The following is a 19769-nucleotide window of genomic DNA, read 5'->3' on the forward strand; positions in this document are numbered from 1 at the left end:
AGCGCGGGGCTTTTGCTTGGATGAAGGTCTTTGGACTTTGGTCTTTGGCCTTTGAACTCGCGGCGAAAGACCTAAGGCCCAAGACCAAAGAGCAAAGACCAAACAGATCGCCAAGTGAAAACTTTTCTTCAAACTTTAAAAGAGCGCATCGTCGTCTTTGATGGCGCGATGGGCACCAACCTGCACGCGCAGGACCTGACCGTTGATGATTACGGCGGCCCACAATTCGAAGGCTGTCCGGAACATCTGCTGATCAGCCGTCCTGACGCCGTCGAAAACGTTCACGCGGGATTTCTCGAAGTCGGGTGCGACGTGGTCGAAACAGATTCGTTCGGCGGCGCCTCAATCGTGCTGGCGGAATATCAGATCGCGCATCTGGCTTATGACTTGAACGTGAAGGCTGCCCAACTAGCCAAACGCGTGGCCGCAGATTTCTCGACCAAAGAAAAGCCGCGTTGGGTGGCGGGTTCGATGGGCCCGACGACAAAACTGCCGACCCTCGGTCACATTTCGTTCCTCGACATGAAAGCGTCGTATCGCGAGCAGGCACGCGGACTGCTCGACGGCGGCGCTGACCTCCTGATTGTCGAAACCTGCCAGGACATTTTGCAAACCAAATCGGCGCTGGCGGCGATCTTCGAGGAGTTTGAAGCGTCGAAGCGGCGCGTGCCGGTGATTGCGCAGGTCACCATCGAAGCCTTCGGCACGATGCTGATGGGGACTGAAATCGGCGCGGCGCTCACCGCGATCGAGCCTTTTCCGATTGATGTGATCGGCATGAACTGCGCGACCGGCCCGCAACAGATGGCTGAGAACGTTCGCTATCTTTGTCAGAATTCGAAATTCCCGGTGTCGGTCATTCCCAACGCAGGGATTCCCGAAAACGTGGGCGGCCACGCAGTCTTCAAAGAATCGCCCGAATCGTTATCCAAAGACCTCGCGCACTTCGCCCGCGACTTTGGCGTGAACATTGTCGGCGGCTGTTGCGGGACAACGCCGGCGCACTTGAAGGCGGTTGTTGACGCGGTGAAGGACTTGACGCCGCTAAAACGCGATGTGCCCCGCACCGCCGCCTCGTCGTCAATATTCATCCAGCAGCCCTACCGGCAGGACACTTCGTTTCTCATCATTGGCGAGCGCGTCAACGCCAGCGGTTCGAAGAAGATGCGCGACTTGCTGAATGCGGAAGACTGGGACGGCTTGGTTTCGCTGGCGCGCGAACAGGAACGCGAAGGCGCCCACGTGCTCGACGTGAACGTTGATTTCGTTGGACGCGACGGCGAGAAAGACATGCATGAACTCGCTTCGCGGCTGGTCACGAACGTCAAGATTCCTTTGATGTTTGACTCAACTGAGTGGCAGAAGATGGAAGCAGGGCTGCAACATGCCGGCGGCAAATCAATTCTGAACTCGACTAACTATGAAGACGGCGAGCCGCGCTTTGCCAAAGTTCTGGATCTGGCTAAGGAGTACGGCGCCAGCGTCGTCATCGGCACCATCGACGAAGAAGGAATGGCGCGCACCGCCGCAGGCAAATTCAACATCGCGAAGCGCGCTTACGAACAGGCGACCGAGAAGTACGGAATTCCCGCCGATGACATTTTCTTTGACCCACTTGCGCTGCCGATTTCCACGGGTATCGAAGAAGATCGTCGCAACGCCGCGGAAACGATCGACGGCATTCGCCGGATCAAAGCTGAGCTTCCCGGTGTCTTCACCATTCTTGGCGTCTCAAACGTTTCGTTTGGATTAAACCCGGCCTCGCGCATTGTGCTTAATTCAGTCTTCCTTCATGAAGCGGTGGCTGCGGGTCTGGACTCAGCGATCGTCAACGCCAGCAAGATCGAGCCGCTCAATCGGATTGAAGAACGCCAACTGAAGGTCGCGCTCGATCTGATTTACGACCGGCGCGAATTTGAAGGGGATGTCTGCACCTACGATCCGCTCACCGAGTTCACCAGGCTTTTCGAAGGCGTCACTACGAAATCGAAGAAGAAGGAAGCCCGCGGGGAAACCGTCGAAGAACGCCTGAAGTATCACATTATCGATGGCGAGAAGCAGGGACTGGAAGACAATTTGAAGTTGGCGCTCGAGCAATACTCAGCGCTCGACATCATCAACAACATTCTGCTCGAGGGGATGAAGGTCGTCGGCGATCTCTTCGGCAGCGGTCAGATGCAGCTTCCGTTTGTACTGCAATCGGCCGAAGCGATGAAAGCCGCGGTCCGCTTTCTTGAGCCTTTCATGGAAAGGAAAGGCGGCGCGACTTCGAAAGGCGTGATGGTTTTGGCGACCGTCAAAGGCGACGTGCACGACATCGGCAAAAACCTGGTCGATATTATCCTGACGAACAACGGCTATCGCGTGATCAATTTGGGTATCAAGCAGACGATCGACACGATCCTTAGCGCGCACGAAGAACACAAGGCCGACGCGATTGGCATGAGTGGTCTGCTAGTCAAATCGACGCTCATCATGAAAGAGAACCTTGAGGTGATGAACGAGCGCGACATCAAAGTGCCGGTTGTGCTCGGCGGCGCGGCGCTGACGCGTCGTTATGTCGAAGATGATTTGAAGTCGCTTTACAAGGGCACGCTCTATTACGCGCGCGATGCTTTTGCCGGTCTGCATACGATGGACAAATTGATGAATGGCGGAGTGTCAGTACCGGGAGCGGTAGCGACTGGGTCCGACCAAGCCGTGGGTTTGGATGATGGCGAAGAAGAAGTGTTGATTGGTGAGGAAGCGAAACTCGGCATCCGCAAGCCGACCCGCGTGCGCACCTGGGGGCCGAGCGGGGACACGACCCATACCACGCGCTCCCATGTCGCCGCTGACGTGCCAATCCCCGATCCGCCATTCCTCGGCTCGCGCGTCGTTGATGACATCCCGCTAAAAGATGTCTTCACTTACGTCAACGAGACCGCGCTCTTCAAAGGTCAGTGGCAGTTTAAGCAGGGAAAGAAATCAGCGGAAGAATATCAGGCCATCGTCGCCGAACACGTCAGGCCCGTTTACGAAGAGCTCAAGCAGCGTAGCGAGCAGCACGGCTTGCTGATTCCGAAAGTTGTCTACGGATACTTCCGCTGCCAGTCGTCCGGCAATGACCTGATCATTTATCAGGATGACGGAAGGACGGAACGGACCCGCTTCACGTTCCCGCGACAGCCTGCGGGAAAACATCTCTGTCTCGCGGATTATTTCGCTTCAGTCGATTCCGGCCGCACCGACGTTGCTGCCTTTCACCTGGTGACGATGGGCCGGCGCGCCAGCGAGTACTCGCAAGAGCTTTTTAAGAGCGACAACTATGCGGAGTATCTGTATTTTCACGGGCTGAGTGTCGAGGGCGCCGAAGCTTTAGCAGAACTCTGGCACAAACAGATTCGCGAACAACTCGGGATTGCCGGCAAGGACGCGCAGAATTTGAATGAGTTGTTCCGGCAGGGCTATCAAGGCTCGCGCTTTAGCTTCGGTTATCCGGCGTGTCCCAATCTGGAAGACCAAACGAAGCTTTTCGATTTGCTCGATCCTTCGCGCATTAATGTTGAACTGACCGAAGAGTTCCAACTAGATCCCGAGCAATCGACTTCTGCTATCATCATCCATCATCCGGAAGCGCGATACTTCTCGATCGAATGATGTCTGAGGTCCAAAGTCCAAAGTCCAACGTTCGTAATCCGAACCCATCGGATCGTGCCGTAGCAGAAGGATCGGACGAAGCTAGAGCGGACATTGGACATTGGACGTCGGACATTGGACGACCTCTAGAACCAACTGCCGAAGAACTCGCCGTCCTCTCGCCTTTCGAGCGTTTCGCCTTTCGCGTCACGCATCGCATGAACCTGGGCGGCTGGAAGCGTTTCTGGACTTGGTGCCAGACCTTCTTCGGGGCTGGCTGGATTCATATTTCGACTTACAACCTGATGCGCGTGTACGGGCTTGAACACGTTGAAGCCATCGATCAATCGCGCCCGTTGCTGCTCGTCGCCAACCACCGATCGTTCTTTGACATGTACGTGGTTTCGACGACGCTGTTTCGCAAGACACCCTGGCAAAAGCAGCTTTTCTTTCCCGTGCGCGGCCGTTTTTATTATCAAAATCCGCTCGGCATGTTTGTGAATCTGGTCATGGGTTGGTGGTCGATGTACCCGCCGTTTTTCAGCGCCGGAGGAAACCCACTTCCGGAAAAGCGAGTATTCGACAAGTATTCGATGCGACGGCTCGCCCAGATTAGCAGCGAAGGCGCCGGCAACGTGATTGGTTTTCATCCTGAAGGCACGCGCAACAAGAATGACGATCCGTATTCGTATCTGCGTCCGCAGCCTGGCGTCGGGAAACTAATTAAAGACGCGAACCCGCAGGTGATTCCCGTATTCATCGCCGGCCTCGGGAACCATTTGCCGAAACAGGTTTTGGGAAATTGGTTCGGCGGCGCCAAGATTCGCATTCATTTTGGAGAGCGGCTTGACCTATCGCAGTTCATTGCGATGAAAGATCACGTGCGCACATACAAAGCGATCGGCGAGTTCGTCATGAGTAAGATTGCGGAACTCGGTGAGGCTGATCGGAAAGTGATGAGTGATGAGTGATGAGTGGCGAGTTAAGAGTGACACCGATGCAATTATTCGATTTCGGCAATCTTGTCGCCCATCATTCCTTTAGAAAGGGCCCAGTAGCGTCCGCCGTCGCGTAAGTACTGTTGGAGATTAGCGACGATGTGATCACTCATCCAATTAGTAATCGGATCGGTTGTATCCGCCTCGCCTTCTGCGTAGGCGTGGACCCAGGTCATCATCTCAGCAGACTTACTGTCGTCATCCAGAAACCAGAACGTGACTGCGGGTTCCTTGCGATGCAGGTCTTTCGCCAGCTCGATAAGTTGAGCATCCGTCAGGCCTTTTCCCACCAGCACATACTTGTTCACCATTTTATATCGATTGGTAAACTCGCCGAGAACCTTGGGCTCTGTCGTGCTGCCGCCGGTGTTCGTCGGTTTTTGGTTGTTGTTGGTGCTGAGATTGCACGCCAGGACGACAAACAGCACGACACCGGCGCCAATCAACTTCCCGTGAGACTTCATCTTCAGACGACCTCGCTTTTCTCTGCCACGCTTACGACTTCGCAACGGAGTTTACTGCGGCCAGCGCGAGTGTTCCTAATTCAGTGGTTATCCTATAACATTCGGTCTCTTTGTGAGGCGAGAACACTTTGGGAACTTCACCGCTCGTAATCGTCAATCCTGCTTCCGCCGACGGCGCCACGGAAGATAAATGGCCGAAGATTGCCAGCGACCTGCGCACGCACTTTGGATCATTCACCGTGGCGTTCACTGACAGCGCGGGTCACGCGCGTTCGCTGGCGGCCGAGGCGGCAAAGCAGGGCACGAAACTTATCATCGCCTGCGGGGGTGATGGGACGATCTCGGAAGTCGCAAACGGAATCATCGAGTCAAACACTGAATCTCAATTGGGAATCTTGCCGGCAGGCACGGGCAGCGACTTTCGTCGCAGTATCGGCATTTCGAACAACGTCGCCGAGGCGTCACGCGCGCTCCGCAACGGCCGCGCCCACACGATTGATGCAGTGCGCGTGACGTTTATTAACGATGCCGGCGAGCGTGAGACACGCTACTCAATTAATGTCGGCAGCTTCGGCATGAGCACCGAAGTCCTGGATCGGGCGGCCAGTGGTGAGGCGAAGAAATGGGTGCCGGCGTTTACGCCGCGCAAAGTCACCAGCAAACTTTCGTACGCGGCGGCGACAGTTCAGACGACGCTGTCAGCTTCGCCTGCAGATGTCCTGGTAGAGATCGATGAAGCTGCGGAGCGCCGTCTGCGCGTGGCGGAATTCTGCGTCGCCAATGCCCGTTACTATGGCGGCGCGATGAAGATAGCTCCGGATGCAAAGCTCGATGACGGCTACTTCGACGTCATCACGATCGGCGATGCGAATTCCTTTCGTTTGCTCACGAATGCGCCGCGACTGTATCTCGGCGCCCACCTGCGCATGAGCGAGGTGACGCATGCACTCGCGAAGCAGGTGGTCGCCCGCCCGGCAAACAAAGAAAAAGAAGTACGCGTCGAATTGGATGGCGAGGTTGTCGGCCGGCTGCCATCAACTTTTCAAATCGTGCCGAAGGCATTGCGCGTTCGGTTTCCATAGGGTACGCACGCCTCTGGCGTGCTGCACCGGTTACCATGTCTGTGGTATGCAGCACGCCAGAGGCGTGCGTACCTAATAGGAGATTCCTCATGACAGAACAAAACACTCAAGAGGCCAACAAAGCTCTCATCCGTCGGTGGTTCGAAGAGGTTTGGAACAAAGGCCGCGCCGAAGCAATCAGCGAAATGATGTCGGAAGAATGCGTGAGTCACGGTTTATCCGGAGACTCCGACAGCCCACTGCGCGGCGCGACCGGCTTCCTGCCTTTTCACGCGCAGTTTCGTGAAGCGTTTCCCCACATCGAAGTCGTCGTCGAAGACGTGCTGGCTGAAGGTGACAAAGTGGCCGCGCGCTGCTCGGTCAGAGGAAAGCACGAAGGCGACAGCCTCGGATTCAAAGCCACTGAGTCAATGGTCGACTTCGACGGCATCGGTATCGGGCGAGTCGAAAATGGGATGTTTGTCGAGGTCTGGAACAACTTTGATTTCGCGAAGATGTATAGGCAGCTAGGCCGGTGAGGTGAGCTTTCCCGTCTCACGAGAAGTCTAGCGGAGTTCGCATGCGTGACACCGTGCCGAAACGAATACGCATGATCTTAATCGCGGCAGTTACATGTTTCTTGCTCGCCTCTGCAATCTCATCACGGGCGGTCGCAAACGAATGGTTGAAAAGCAAGCGATCCGTAGTCCTACATGCCTCGAAGACCTTAGTCATGATTCCTTGTCCGCCCGGCATGCGCTCTATCTATGACGGATGTCCCGCCAATGACCTGCAGGTTACTTTGATATCCCAAACAGACGGTTTCCGAAATCCCGTTTACGCGTATACATCCGGAGTCGGGAAGCTCGTCGGTGAGGGGAACCACGTTGTCTGGGATCTCACTGGAGTGTCGCCGGGCATCTACACGGCGACCGTTGAAGTTCGAGACAATAAGAAACGTCCTGTCGTTTCCTCCGTGACCGTAAAGGTCCAGGAGTGCCGGGATTGTGCGCACACACACGAAAACTTCTGTTCCCCGATTTCCGTGATTTGCTATGACGAGGTGAAGGAGGGAACTCCTATTACCTGCAAGGTTGTCATGCATCGGTCATCAGCATTCAAATTCGTTTGGTCTGTCCATGGTGATGAGGAACTTTCCAGGAAACTCAGCAGTCGAGATACCTATGTTTCAATTCCTACGGAGACTCTGGCGGGGCAGACCATCACCGTGGAAGTCGAAGTCAAAGGGCTGGATCCATCATGTAACAGAAGTGCGTCCAGCAAAACAAAAGTGAAGCCTTAAACCTCACCTCCCACCCAGAAAATTCTCTCGCAGATAACGAACGGTATCGTTGAGCGTGTCGCCGGGGTCGCGCGGCATGAAGCTGAGTTCGCGGCGGGCTTTATCGTGCTTGAAGTACCAGAAGTATTCCGCCATCTCGATCTCTTCGGCGTTGACCGGCGGCGAGAAGTTCCATTGGCGGAAAAGGGAATCGATGACGTGCGCGCCGGTGACGGCGAATTTTGAAGGAAACGCCAGCCGCGGCGAGGTAACTTTCGTCAGGCGTTCAAGCCGATCGAAGAACTTCACAAACGTCCAGTTAACCGCGCCGAGCAGATAACGATGACCGTGACGCCCCTTCTGCATCGCTACCCGGAAAGCCTGGGCCGCGTCGCGCACGTCCACGAAGTTCAATCCGCCGTTGGGCACGGCTGAAATCTTCCGCGCCATGAAATCCAGAACGACTTTGGTTGAGCTGAGCCGATCGTCGCCCGGTCCGAGCAGCAGACTCGGGTTCATGATCACCACTCGTAATCCGTCGCCGCTAAATCGCTCGAGCGCCGCCATTTCCTGGTAAGCCTTGCTCGCGTAATACGGCCAGCGCGCCACGATATCGAGCGGCGGATTGTAATTCTCATCCGGAACCACATCGCCTTTCTCGGTGACGGCAATCGTGCCGCTGCTGGATGCGAGCACGATTGTTTGCACGCCGGCTTTCTTCGCTGCGTCGCAAAGCAGGCGCGTGCCTTCAACGTGCAGCTTGTACATTTCACGCGCGTCGTCTTTGTCGCGCGAAACCTTGCCCGCCAGGTGATAGATCTCGGTGACGCCTTCGACGGCGCGCGCCACATCATCGTCGTTAGTGATTGATCCTTCGAAAGTATCGACGCCCAGGCCGTTGAGCCACTCAGGAATCGAAGTCGCCATCACGCGAATGTCTTTCGAGCCGGATTCAACCAGTTGCCGTACGAGATGCGAACCGAGGAACCCGGTGCCGCCGGTAATCAGCGTGGTCGCCGGCACCTTCTTAACGATGGCAGCGTGCCGTTTCGTGCTTTTCTTTGGCACGATTTGGGCGGTGCGTTTCTTTGGAGTTTTGGTGGGCATTTAAGAATTTATCCGCAGATTACACAGATTCAAGAAATAGTTCAGCGAGCGCGCACACAGTTGAGTCCATCTTTCCTTTTGTCTTTGTAATCTGTGGATTATTCCTCTTAAGCGTTGACCATTGTGTACTCTTCGTCGCTCGCTTCGATGCGCAGCTTGCCGGCCCGCCGTTCGGCCTTCCATTGTTCGTGCACGGCTGAAGGCTCGAACTTTGTATTCGTGCGATCGCGTAAGTTCACGACCTCGTGCCGTACTCGTTCCGCGATCAAGCGGTAGGCCTCGGCGCGCGGCAATCCTTTGGTCATCTCTTCGAGGTCCTCTATGGAAATGAATCTTCCGATCCGCGCCGCCACATCGCGTTTCTGCAGAATCGTCGCGCCCTTGGGATACGCGTCGTAGGTTCCTTCCAGGTAGATCGGCAGAATGCCCACGCGCGCGGCCAGCGCCAGGTAGCCGACCACAGGTTTAAAGTCAGTCATCGTGCCGGTCACTGAACGCGTGCCTTCAGGAAAGATGAGCGCGTTGTAGCCGCGGTCGAGAAACGAACGCGCATGACGCAGCGACTGGCGCAACGAACCCGAGCGCTCCATCGGCACCAGGTTCGTAAAGTTTTCCATGTACGCGCGCTTGTATTTCGTGTCGAAGAAATAATCAGCCGCCGCGAGCGCGACCAGATCCTTACCCGCGTCGGCGAGCGCCATTTTCACCAGGCCCATGTCGAGATGCGATTGATGATTCGCGGCCACGATGAAATTTGTGTGATAGGGGATATTCGTCTGGCCGTCGTACTTCACACGCAGGATGCGCTCGTACAAAGCGCGTTGTGCGATCTCGACGATCTTGTTGCCGGCGATGCGTACCGCTTCAGGCACGTGAATCTCGTCGGCCTTCTCAGCGTCCAGACGCAGTCGCGGCGCTTCGCGGCGGGTGGCCGATGCGACGCGATCGACCACGGATAGTAGTTCGCGAACATCCTGAACTTCGTTCAAACGTTCGGGCGCGGTGAGCGATCCGCCGGCGTTTTCCACTGCAGCCGCCAGCTCAACAAACATCAGACTGTCAAAGCCAAGATCGGCGAGGCGCGTGTTCATCGTGATCTCCTGCACCGATCGGTTCGAAACAGAGGCGACAATCTCCGCCAGCCACGCAGCGTCACCGCTAACTTCTTCCCGTTCCAATCCGACTTCGCCGGATCGGCCCGCCTCCATCTGCTGCACGATATTCAAAACTTCGCGCCGCTTTACTTTCCGCGTCGCCGTGCGCGGCAACTCTTCATCGCTGAAGTGCAGCACCTTCACGCGCTTGTAGTAAGGCAGCCGCGCCGAAACTTCGCGGAAATGTTCTTCGATCTTGAGACGCAGTTCTGCGTCGGAAAGCGCGATGTCATATTCTTTGTCAGCCACGACAATGCACGCGACCTTTTCGCCGATACCATCCGGCAGACCGAACACGCTCAGCTCTTTCACGTACGGCGAATCCTGATATACCTCTTCGACTTCATCCGGATAGACGTTCTTGCCGTTCGTGTCGACGATAATGTCCTTGGATCGCCCGACGAGATACAGATTGCCATCGTCATCCAAACGGCCGAGGTCGCCGGTGAATAGCCAGCGATCGACGAGCGTTTCGCGCGTTGCTTCCTCATTTCCGAAATATCCGAGCATCACGTTCGGGCCGCGCGCGATTACTTCGCCGACGCCGCTGGCGTCTGGATTCTTGATGTCGATTTGGACGCCCGGCAATGGCCGCCCGACCGTGCCCGAAAGCATGCGGTTATCGGGACGCGTCACGGTTAAAACCGGCGATGCTTCAGTCAGACCGTAGCCCTCGAGAATCGTAAAACCGAGCCCCTGAAAATCGCGCTGCACTTTTTCGCTCAAAGCGGATCCGCCGCTGATGAAGTAGCGGACCCGGCCGCCCATCCCCTCGTGAATCGGATAGAAGAGCAACTGCCCAAAGTTAAGCGGCGTGTTGTCCCGCAGCCAGGCGTTGAACTTCATCAGCAGATCGGCTGTGTCGCCCACCAGCTTGCTGCGTTCGTGCAGACGAGTCTTGATGCGGCGATGCAGCAGTTCCCAAAGCGCCGGTACGCCGACCATGCCGGTAACGTGACCGTTCTTGATCGCTTTGGCGAGACTCTCGCTGTTGAGTTCGTCGAGATAGGTGATTTGCGCGCCGCGACTCAACGGCGTCAGGAAGCCGGTCGAAAATTCAAACGTGTGGTGGAGCGGCAGAACGGACAAAACCCCGTCGCTCGTATCCATGTCGAAGACGGACGCGAGCATCGAGACCATGCTCGTCAGGTTGCGATGCGAGAGCATCACGCCTTTCGGTCGGCCGGTCGTTCCCGAGGTGAAGATGAGTGACGCCACGGATTGCGGCGAGATGCGTTGCGGCAGCAGCGCGATGCGCTCGTCTTCCACTTCCTGCGTCGGTAGCTCGAACACTTCCTCGAATGTCCAGACGCGAACCTCCAGCCCGGCGGCGGTTAGCTTGTCCCGCAGATCGGAGTGCTCTTCAAGCAGTTTTGCGCTGATGACAATCGCCGCTGCGTCACCCGCACCGGAAAAATTGACGACTTCAGCTGTCGAACTTTCCGCGTCAATCGGAATGCAAGTCGCGCCGGCCTTCAGCACGCCGAAGTAGCTCATGCCCCACTCGGGCGCATTGTGACTAAAGAGGATGACCCGATCTGCTGACTTAATTCCATGACTCGCGAAGAAAGCCGCGGCGCGCGTCGCCAACTCGCGCAGATCGGCATAGGTGTATTGTTCCTTGCGCCCATCGCGCTCAATCCGCATCGCCACCCGCGTCGCGTGACGCTTGGTCGTCGTTTCAAACAGCTCGACCAGGTCGCGATAGGTGTAGATGCGTTTCGGCTGCGCGCGCATGTCTTCTTCCAGCGTCGGCAGCACCCACTTCTTCAGGCCCGGCAGATGCTGGTTCAGCCAGTAGTCGTACCAGTCGAACTCATGCGGATTCCAAGTCAGCAGCTGTCGTTCGTCTTCACTGATGCGATTGAACAAGGCGCGCACGTTGTCGGCCCGGAAGACGTACTCGTTATTGACGGTGAAGGGAAGAAACATTTCGAATGCTTCTTTCGCTTCGCGAGTCTGCTCTTCGACGCGATCGACAGTCTGCTGCATCCGGTTGATCACGCCTTCATAGCGGCCGCCGCCCCAACGCGGACGCGCGCGGTCGAGCAGCTCGGAGGCTTTCTTTGCGGCCTTATTCATGCGCGGAATCGACGCCGATTCAAAACGCTCAGGCGTGACCGGAAACGGCTCGAAACGCGCGGAAATCTCGCGAAACAGGCGCAAGCCGGTGTCTTTCTTCAACTCTTCCTGACGGCGATACAAACCAACCAGGCCGATGATCCGGTCCATCGTGTTGGGATTCGAATCGCCGGTCGCGGCCTGATAAACGAGCTTGGGTTGTTCGACGCATGCCTGAGCTGAGACTGCAAGCATCACCGCCGCCACTTGATCGACCGGGGTGATGTCGAGAATCAATTTCTTGTTCGCCGGCAGCTGTCGTTGTCCTTTAAACGTGAGAAAGACGATTGGCGCCGTGGTCGTGAAGCCCTCGTTCCAACCGGGGAAGGGATAGTCTTTCGCGGATTCGACGATGCTGGGCCGCACGACACTGCGAACCATTTCGGTTTCGGCGGCCACCAGCTGTTCACCAAGCGACTTTGTGTAAGTGTAAATGTTCGGCCAGCCCCAGAACTCCGCGCGCTGCATGCCCATTTCGGTCAGGCGAGTGCGGACCCAAACTTTGCGCTCGCGCGCAACCGCGAGCCCGAGCGCGTCCGGATCATCACCGTCGCGCATCTCCTCGTTGAGGCGCTTGCGCGCCTGCTCGCGAAAGTACGCCGCCATCATTGCGTCCTTCGCTTCTTCACGCGCGCGTTCGGCCATCTTCGCACAGTCGCGAATCTCTTCCTGGACTGAAAATTCGACGCCGGTTAGTTCGTCGCGGCGCGGAAAATACCCCATCACTTCATCGTCTTCCCAAATCGAGCCCGAACGATTGCCGGCGACGAAACAGGTTGAGATGTGCACGAGGCATGGCCGCTTCATGCGTTTAGCGAAGGCGATGACGTTTTGCGTGCCGACCACGTTCGTGCGCAGAGCACTCTCCAAAGTTGGATTGAACGTGACGTTGCCGGCCGAGTTGAGAACGACATCGACATTTTTGGCGATGCGTTCGGCTTCCTCTTCGGTGAACCCCAGGTTGTCTTCAGCGATATCGCCGCCCACGATCGCGACCTTGTCGCGAATGAATCCATCGAGCGCGGACCCGTATCGTTCGCGCAACGGATTGAACGGCGGCGCGCTGATAACGTTATTCCAAAAACGCGTTTCGGATTCCTCCTGCGACCGAGCGCGCACCGTCACGTAAACCTTCCCGATATTCGGAAAACGATGCAGCAGCATGCTGAGCGTCACTTTGCCGAGGAAGCCCGTGCCGCCGATCAGAAACAGGCTGCGGTCTCTGAAGATTTCGGTTGGCGAAAGTGTATTGGTGGTCATCGCTTTTCGGAGTCCGTTAGCAACCGCCGCGAAGTTCGCAGCTACGCCTGGCGCCGTAGTACTTCAACAAATCAATTGCCGGCGCGTGGTTCGCTTGCATGGCGACGTCGAGCGGCGTACCCACGTCTGAAACCGCGTTTACGTCCGCGCCGCGCAGAACCAGTTCTTTGATAACCGGGTTGCTGCCTGCAAAAGCCGCTTCAGTGAGCGCCGTCCGTCCGCCGCGTTCGCGCGCGTTTATGTCCGCGCCCTGATCGAGCAGATATTGCACGACACTCAGCCGCCCTTCTCCAGCCGCAAGAAACAGCGGCGAACAGCAGCCCGCGCGCGAGTTCACGCTCACGCCGGCCATTTGCAGCATACGCATGCGTTGCAGGTCGCCGTCGGCGGCCGCGCGCGCGAAGTTGGTCTGCCGTCGCACGCGTGCGCTGGGCACAAAGTTCAGGACTGCAAAAGACAGCAGCAGCGTGCCGGCAAACGCGATAACCTTTGGAAGAAACGCTTTTATTGTGACTGGAATTATCACTTCCTTACTCCATGTCGGCGATGCCAATCATCGGTTGATGCAGCATCGTAATTTCTGCTGAGTTACCCATGTAATTTCGCGCCATCGCGATCGCTTCGGTCAGGTTGTCGGCGCGGTCCCAGCCGAGCATCGCGGGCACGTGTGCGTTTTCCGCGCCGGCCGCGATTACCTTGCCGACGTGCTGCCGCCCGTTTTCGCCCCAATACCACATGAAAAACGGGTGCGCGCCGTGATAGGCGTTGCCACGGCGATACATCTCGACGTAGCTCGGATTGTTCGCGAACTCGCGCTCGTATTTTTCGCGCAGATAGAAAGCATCGCGCGACTCCGGCAACAGCCGGTTAAAGAACTCGATATAGCTGGGATGATGGTTGTGATCGAACTGGTCGTAACACGGGTGATGAACGATCATCACTCCGCCCTTCTTCAGCAAAGGCTTGTTGCGATAGAAATTGAAGTGGTAACCGAGCGCCATGACCTGCACGAGCAGCGGATTCAGAATCGAATAAACGTTGTAAGGCGAAATGTCAGGAATGCCGGTGATCAGAATGTCGCACTGCCCGCGCACCGGAATGGCGTACTGCTGAAATCCCTTCTCAACGATCTTCTCGTGCACCGGTTCCGTCTTACCGGCATAACACGCGGTCATCTCGTATTGGGCCGGCCGAGAGTGCAGCAGCTTGCGACGCGCGGGCCGCGGCATTTTGCTCATCGTGTAGCGCATGGCTTCGAACTTCATGCGATCGAAGGCGGTGAAGTCGTCTTCGTTCTTCAGGAGAAAGTCCATGTCACTGCCGTACATGCGATTGTTGATGGCCGTTTCGATGTGAAAGACGTTCATCTCGTTATCAACAATCTTTCCCAGCCGGTTGCATTTGTTCGCCAGCTCTGACCGCGCCGGATCCATGTAGCTGTCCGACTCGCGAATTGTCTGCGGATCATGGTGCGCGCGTAGTGATTCGTAATCGCACAGGCCAACGGCCACGGACTTGTGGCCGCCGTCCATCGGCACAAAGTTGATATTGCAGTAAATCAGCAGATCGCTTTCCGCCGCGCGCCGGTTCAGCACCAGCGGTTCTTTGTGTCGCGTCTCGCCGATCTTGATCAAACCTTCTTTCCACTCAGCGTCGTGGTTGTAATAGCGATCCGGGTAGTACGCATCAAAGATCCTTTGCCCGACCATGCGCTTCATTTCCCACGCAGTCATTTTCCGATGCAGGGAATTGGCGATGATGATGTGCACGTCATCCACGGCGTTGGCGCCGAGGAGATCGAGCACAACTTCGAGCATGGTCTGGCGAATATCCGGCGTAGCCATCGGCGGCAGCGGCAAGCTGATGTCGTCAATGGCGATCGTTACTTTCATGCCGGGCTCAAGTTGCGCGTAGAGAGGATCGCAACCCAGCGGATGATTCAGCGCATAGCGAATCGCTGCCTCGCGATTAGGCAAACCCTTGAGCGGCGGATTCGGATAAAGCACGCGCGTGCCGACGGGAATGTCTTCGAGGATAAAGTCCTCACCCGACGGCATGATGCGCGGCGCGCTGTCGCTATCGATGTAAACGATCGATTCGTGGGTTTTCTTTCTTAGTTGAAGGGCCATGGAATTAGTCAGTTGTCAGTTGTCAGTCGTCAGTGGCTTGTCGGTACTCAGTTGCTTTTTACCAACTGACCACTGACCGGACCACGGACTATTTCAAATTCAATATCGGCCAATCGTGGTGCAGGGCCGTTTGTCGTAAACGCAAATCCGGGTTGACTGCTGCGGGGTGACCAACTATCGAAAGCATCGGCAGGTCGCTCATGCTGTCTGAGTACGCGAACGATTCGCTCAGGTTAATTCCTTCCCGTTCGGCGTACGTGCGAATCCATGAAGCCTTGGTCGCGGACGCGAGAACCGGCGGTAGCAATCGTCCCGTCGCGATTCCTTTTACGAACTCCAGGCGATTCGAAACGTAATCGTCGATGCCGAGATACTCCATCAGCGGCTTAACGGAAACATCGAGCGCGCCGGTGACGACGACTTGACGATGCCCCAGGCTGCGCGACTTTTCGATCAATTCGAAAGCGCCGGGAAAGACTGCCGGCTTGAGCACCTTCTCGAACAACTCTTCGGAGAAGTAACGCATGCGGTCCTCTGACTCGCCTTTGTAGCGTTTGAAGAACAGGTCGTTAAAGACTTTTCGGCTATACTGGTCGCTCACGGCGAACAAGGGGACACTCAGAAGGGTCGCGGCACTCTTCTTGAAGCTGCGGAACAGATCGGGTTGGTTACGCGCATAGAACCCGAGCGTATGGACCAGGTTCGTACTGACGAGGGTCCCTTCGAGGTCGTAGAATGCCGCGGCCTTCACTGGTTTACCGTTGTGTTCGGATTGCTTCAGGGCAGCCAATATACATGAGACCGTCAGAATTGGAAAGCGCGAAAGACACTGTATGGCAACACTAGACAATAGCACCATTTGCGACCTCTCTAAACGCGACATTCTTTCAAAACTGGCCGTTTTGGGGGCAAGTTTGGTATTCGCAGCTGGCCTGTCAGCCTGTAGCAAATCCGCGGAACAGGCCGTTTCGGCACCCTCCAGTGGCCGCTCGCCGGCCGAAACCATCACTCAGGCCGACGAACTCTACGCTCAGCGGGCCGACGTTATGAAAGTCCGCCAGGGGCTGATCGCTTTACGCCAGGCGACGGCCGAGCATGCCACGAACTATGAATTGGCCTGGAGGGTGGCTCAGTACAACTATTACCTCGGCAGTCACACAACCGACGAGACCGAACAGGAGAAGGCTTTTCACGACGGTACGGAAGCGGGAAAGCTGGCGGTCAAGCTGAACAATGACCGGCCTGAAGGTCACTTTTGGCTCGGCGCAAACTACGGTGGTAATGCGGAAATTAGCACGCTCGCCGGGCTTGCCGAGATCGAGGACATCAAGCGGGAGATGGAGGCGGTGCTGAAGATTGATGAAAGCTTCCAATCCGGCAGTGCCTACATGGCTCTGGGCCAGGTCTACCTAAAAGCCCCGCGCATTCTGGGTGGCGATGTCAGTAAAGCGATCGAGTACCTTGAGAAGGGACTGAAGTTCGGTCCGAACAATGCGCTCTTGCGGCTGCGGCTGGCGGAAGCATATGCAGAAGCCAAGCGCATACCAGATGCACAACGGGAACTGAAAACTTTGTTCGAGAGCCAACCTTCGCCGGGGTTCGAGCCGGAGCATAGCGATGCGGTGAGAGAAGGTCGGGAGCTCGAGGCGAAATTGAAATCGTAATTATGGCTTGCCGGACGCGCGTTTCAGTTCTTCCAGGGTGCGTTTGTGTTCTTCCAGTTTCTTCCCGGCCTCAGCATACCTTCCGGCTGCCATCAGTTTCTGATAATCCTCAAACTCTTGAACCGCGCGGTTAATTAACTGCTGCGTGGTGCCGGTCGTGGTGGGTGCGGCTGGTGTAGGGGCCGGCTTCGCTTGATCGCCAGTGGCGGGCTTCTGCTCTGCCGGCTTCGGTTCCGCTGTTTGTTTTCCTGCGTCGCCAAACAGATTAGCCATGGCTTCGTCAAACGATTGGCCAAACGCCAACCGCTCCTGAGTGGCCAGGACAACCAGGCGCAATTCAGGCATCGGACTATTTACTGCCTGAAGGTAGATTGGCTCGACGTAGAGAAGCGATTTGCCAATGGGAATCACCAGCAGATGGCCGCGCAGGACGCGGGAACCTTGCTGGTTCCAAAGTGAAAATTGCGCGGAGAGTTGGGCATCCTGATCGATACGCGCTTCGATTTGCAGCGGCCCGTCGATCAGGCGTGACTTGGGAAAATTGTAGGCCAGTAGCTTCCCATAGTTCTCGCCGTCAGAGCGTCCGGCCATCCAGCCAATCATGTTGTTTCGGTTGGCCGGCGTGAACGGGAGAATCAATGCGAACTCCGCTTGCTTGTCTTCACCAGGTAACTGCATCAGCACGAAATAGGGATCGATCGGGTGATTCTGTTTCTTGTTCTGCTGATCGACGGTCGCCTGCTGGGCGATGCTCCAGGCGTCCTCTTGTTGGAAGAAGACACGTCCGTTTTGCACGTGATAAAGGCCGTATACGTCGCCTTGCGCGCGCAGGAGCGTTTCGGGATAACGAATGTGGGCGCGCAGATCCGCGGGCATCTGGTTAGCATCGCGGAACAGGCTGGGAAACGTCGCCCGGTACGCAGCAATCAACGGATCCTCGGGATCGAAGACGTAGAAGTTAGTCGTGCCGTTATAAGCGTCAATCACGACCTTCACGCTGTTACGAATGTAATTGACCCGGTTGCTTTCAATTTGATGGTGACGCGAATACGGGTAATTGGCCGTTTCGGTGTAAGCGTCGACGACCCAGAATAACCGCCCATCCTCACTGATTACGGTATAAGGATCGCGGTCATAGATTAGAAATGGCGCCAGGCCGTTGACGATTTCGCGAATGTTCCGATTGATCAACAGCCGGCTCTCGGGAGTTACGTCGTCAGAGAAAGGCAGCTTCGTCATATCACCGACGGCCCACGCCAGTAACAACCGCCTCAGTCCGCTGCCGAGTTGGATTCCGCCGGTCCCTTCGTAGCTGGTGAAGGCAGCCTCAGTCTCGCTTTGCGGAAAATCGAACTCCTTCTGCTTGGTCTTGACGTAAACGGGCGTGTTCGTTTCCTGCCCAAAATAGATTTGCGGCCGCGTGAGTTTGATATCGGCTTTCGCCTCGATTGGCATGTTCGAGAGCAGAAAACGCGGACGACCCTCGGGCGTGAACTCGTTGGCGGTATTCATCGTCACGCCATAGCCGTGCGTATAAATCAGGCGTTGATTCACCCAGTTCTTCGACGTTTCCGGCAATCGCTCGACGTTCAGCTCACGCGCGGCCACCATGACCTGCCTGGTTCGCCCGCCGGTTTGATAGCGATCGACATCAACGTCGGGAAAGTCGTAGTAGATGCGAATCGCCTGCATCTGCTTGAGCGTGTCCTGGAGCGCGCGCCAATCCCACAGGCGAATGTTCTCCAGGGTCTCCCGATTGTCCTGAAGCGCAAACGACTCAACGGTTGTTTCTGCCTCGAAGTTTCGCAGCTCGATTTTGTCGAGACCGAAGGCGCGGCGGGTCCACGCAATGTTGTGCTCGATGTACGGCGACTCTCGGCCTAGTTCATTTGGCTTAACGACAAAGTTTTGGACATAAGCCGGAATGAAGACGACGGCGACGAGGTAGACCGCGACGGGCAGCGCTATCCCGGCAACCAGCACGCGTACCTTGCGCAGCGTGAAAGCGTTAACCACGGCGACCAGCGCCGCGATTACCAGCCCGATGGCGACCAGGCGCAGGCCCGGCAGCACGTGGTTCGCTTCCGTGTAGCTGACGCCGGAAAAAATCTGATGGTCCTGCCAAAGATAAGGAAATCGCGACAGCAGAGTCTTCCACGCCAGGATTAGTAAAATCGCGCCCGCGACCACCGAGATGATTGTGATCGCGCGTTTGCGGACCGGCCCGCTCTTGCTGTTAGCGAGCGTCGTCTCCTGCGTCCCTGCGAGTAACGCGTAGGCAATTACGGCGATAAGGATAATTACCGCGAGGTACAGCAGCCACGAGCTAACCGCGTCATAAATTGGCAGCGTGAAGAGGTAGAAGCTGACCGGCCGGTTGAAAATCGGATCGGGGAGTGGCGTCTGCGGCGCGTGAAGGTACAACGCAAAGTCGCGCCACGCGGCGCGCATTCCCAGCCCGAACATCAAACCGGCAACAATTGAGACTACCCACGCCAGGGGACGTATGAATCGTCCCGGCGAAATCTGCACGGGCTGCTGATTAATCAGAACAGTGCGCGGTCCGATGGTGAAAGCCCCAAACGCTCTTTCAATCAGCCAAAAACCGGCGCGCAAAATGATGGTGGTCAGCACCAGGAAGATCAGAAACAACTCGAGCTTCAGTTTGAAGATGTACCAATAAACGTCCGAGTAACCGAGGGAGCCAAACCACAGCGCCGACACGTAGATGGAAAGCGCGCGGGAGCCGATGAACAACAGCACGAGAACGGCAAGCAAAATCCAGGGCCACCAGCGCCGTTTTCGTCGCGGTTGGTCGGGCGTGACGTCGATGATGTCATCGTCGTCGTCGAACTCTATGGGCGTGCTCAAGTACGCCTAGCATACTCATATTCCGAGGTGCAGCAAACCC

The 19769-nt window shown here is 56.5% G+C and carries 12 protein-coding genes; 5 read left to right on the forward strand and 7 right to left on the reverse strand.

Annotated elements, in window-relative coordinates; genetic code table 11:
• The first annotated feature begins 114 nt into the window (after positions 1 to 114).
• Both metH and VFX97_15055 read left to right on the forward strand, forming a co-directional pair.
• Positions 115 to 3639 carry a methionine synthase gene (metH, locus tag VFX97_15050; protein ID HEX5704516.1) on the forward strand — a complete coding sequence of 1175 codons (3525 nt, stop codon included), beginning with the start codon at positions 115 to 117 and terminating at the stop codon, positions 3637 to 3639.
• The gene (locus VFX97_15055) at positions 3636 to 4589 is read left to right on the forward strand and encodes a lysophospholipid acyltransferase family protein (GenBank protein HEX5704517.1); all 954 of its coding nucleotides are present in this window, start codon (positions 3636 to 3638) and stop codon (positions 4587 to 4589) included. The genes metH and VFX97_15055 overlap by 4 nt, the downstream gene beginning before the upstream one ends.
• A gap of 32 nt (positions 4590 to 4621) precedes the next feature.
• On the opposite strand, the gene VFX97_15060 is transcribed toward VFX97_15055, so the two are convergent.
• Positions 4622 to 5080, reverse strand: a complete 459-nt coding sequence (locus tag VFX97_15060; protein HEX5704518.1) for a hypothetical protein — start codon at positions 5078 to 5080, stop codon at positions 4622 to 4624.
• A gap of 128 nt (positions 5081 to 5208) precedes the next feature.
• Here VFX97_15060 and VFX97_15065 point away from each other — a divergent pair, with 128 nt between their 5' ends.
• Positions 5209 to 6162, forward strand: a complete 954-nt coding sequence (locus VFX97_15065; GenBank protein ID HEX5704519.1) for a diacylglycerol kinase family protein — start codon at positions 5209 to 5211, stop codon at positions 6160 to 6162.
• Positions 6163 to 6251: 89 nt separating this feature from the next.
• Positions 6252 to 6680 carry an ester cyclase gene (locus tag VFX97_15070; GenBank protein ID HEX5704520.1) on the forward strand — a complete coding sequence of 143 codons (429 nt, stop codon included), beginning with the start codon at positions 6252 to 6254 and terminating at the stop codon, positions 6678 to 6680.
• A 767-nt stretch (positions 6681 to 7447) separates the two neighbouring features.
• Here the strand turns inward: VFX97_15070 and VFX97_15075 are convergent.
• The 5 genes from VFX97_15075 to VFX97_15095 form a co-directional block, all read right to left on the reverse strand.
• On the reverse strand, positions 7448 to 8530 hold the full coding sequence (locus VFX97_15075; GenBank protein HEX5704521.1) for an NAD-dependent epimerase/dehydratase family protein: 1083 nt from the start codon (positions 8528 to 8530) through the stop codon (positions 7448 to 7450).
• A gap of 107 nt (positions 8531 to 8637) precedes the next feature.
• On the reverse strand, positions 8638 to 13065 hold the full coding sequence (locus VFX97_15080; protein ID HEX5704522.1) for an AMP-binding protein: 4428 nt from the start codon (positions 13063 to 13065) through the stop codon (positions 8638 to 8640).
• Between the two features lie 16 nt (positions 13066 to 13081).
• Positions 13082 to 13591: an ankyrin repeat domain-containing protein gene (locus VFX97_15085; GenBank protein HEX5704523.1), complete on the reverse strand. Its 510-nt coding sequence runs from the start codon at positions 13589 to 13591 to the stop codon at positions 13082 to 13084.
• A gap of 4 nt (positions 13592 to 13595) precedes the next feature.
• Positions 13596 to 15194: a lactate racemase domain-containing protein gene (locus VFX97_15090; GenBank protein HEX5704524.1), complete on the reverse strand. Its 1599-nt coding sequence runs from the start codon at positions 15192 to 15194 to the stop codon at positions 13596 to 13598.
• A gap of 88 nt (positions 15195 to 15282) precedes the next feature.
• Complete coding sequence (locus VFX97_15095) at positions 15283 to 15945, reverse strand: HAD family phosphatase (GenBank protein ID HEX5704525.1); 663 nt, start codon at positions 15943 to 15945, stop codon at positions 15283 to 15285.
• Positions 15946 to 16027: 82 nt separating this feature from the next.
• Between VFX97_15095 and VFX97_15100 the strand changes: the two genes are divergently transcribed.
• Complete coding sequence (locus VFX97_15100) at positions 16028 to 16858, forward strand: TRAP transporter TatT component family protein (protein ID HEX5704526.1); 831 nt, start codon at positions 16028 to 16030, stop codon at positions 16856 to 16858.
• Here VFX97_15100 and VFX97_15105 read toward each other — a convergent pair whose 3' ends face one another.
• On the reverse strand, positions 16859 to 19729 hold the full coding sequence (locus VFX97_15105; protein HEX5704527.1) for a UPF0182 family protein: 2871 nt from the start codon (positions 19727 to 19729) through the stop codon (positions 16859 to 16861).
• Positions 19730 to 19769: the final 40 nt, after the last annotated feature.

Source organism: Pyrinomonadaceae bacterium (genome assembly GCA_036277115.1).
GTDB lineage: Bacteria > Acidobacteriota > Blastocatellia > Pyrinomonadales > Pyrinomonadaceae > UBA11740.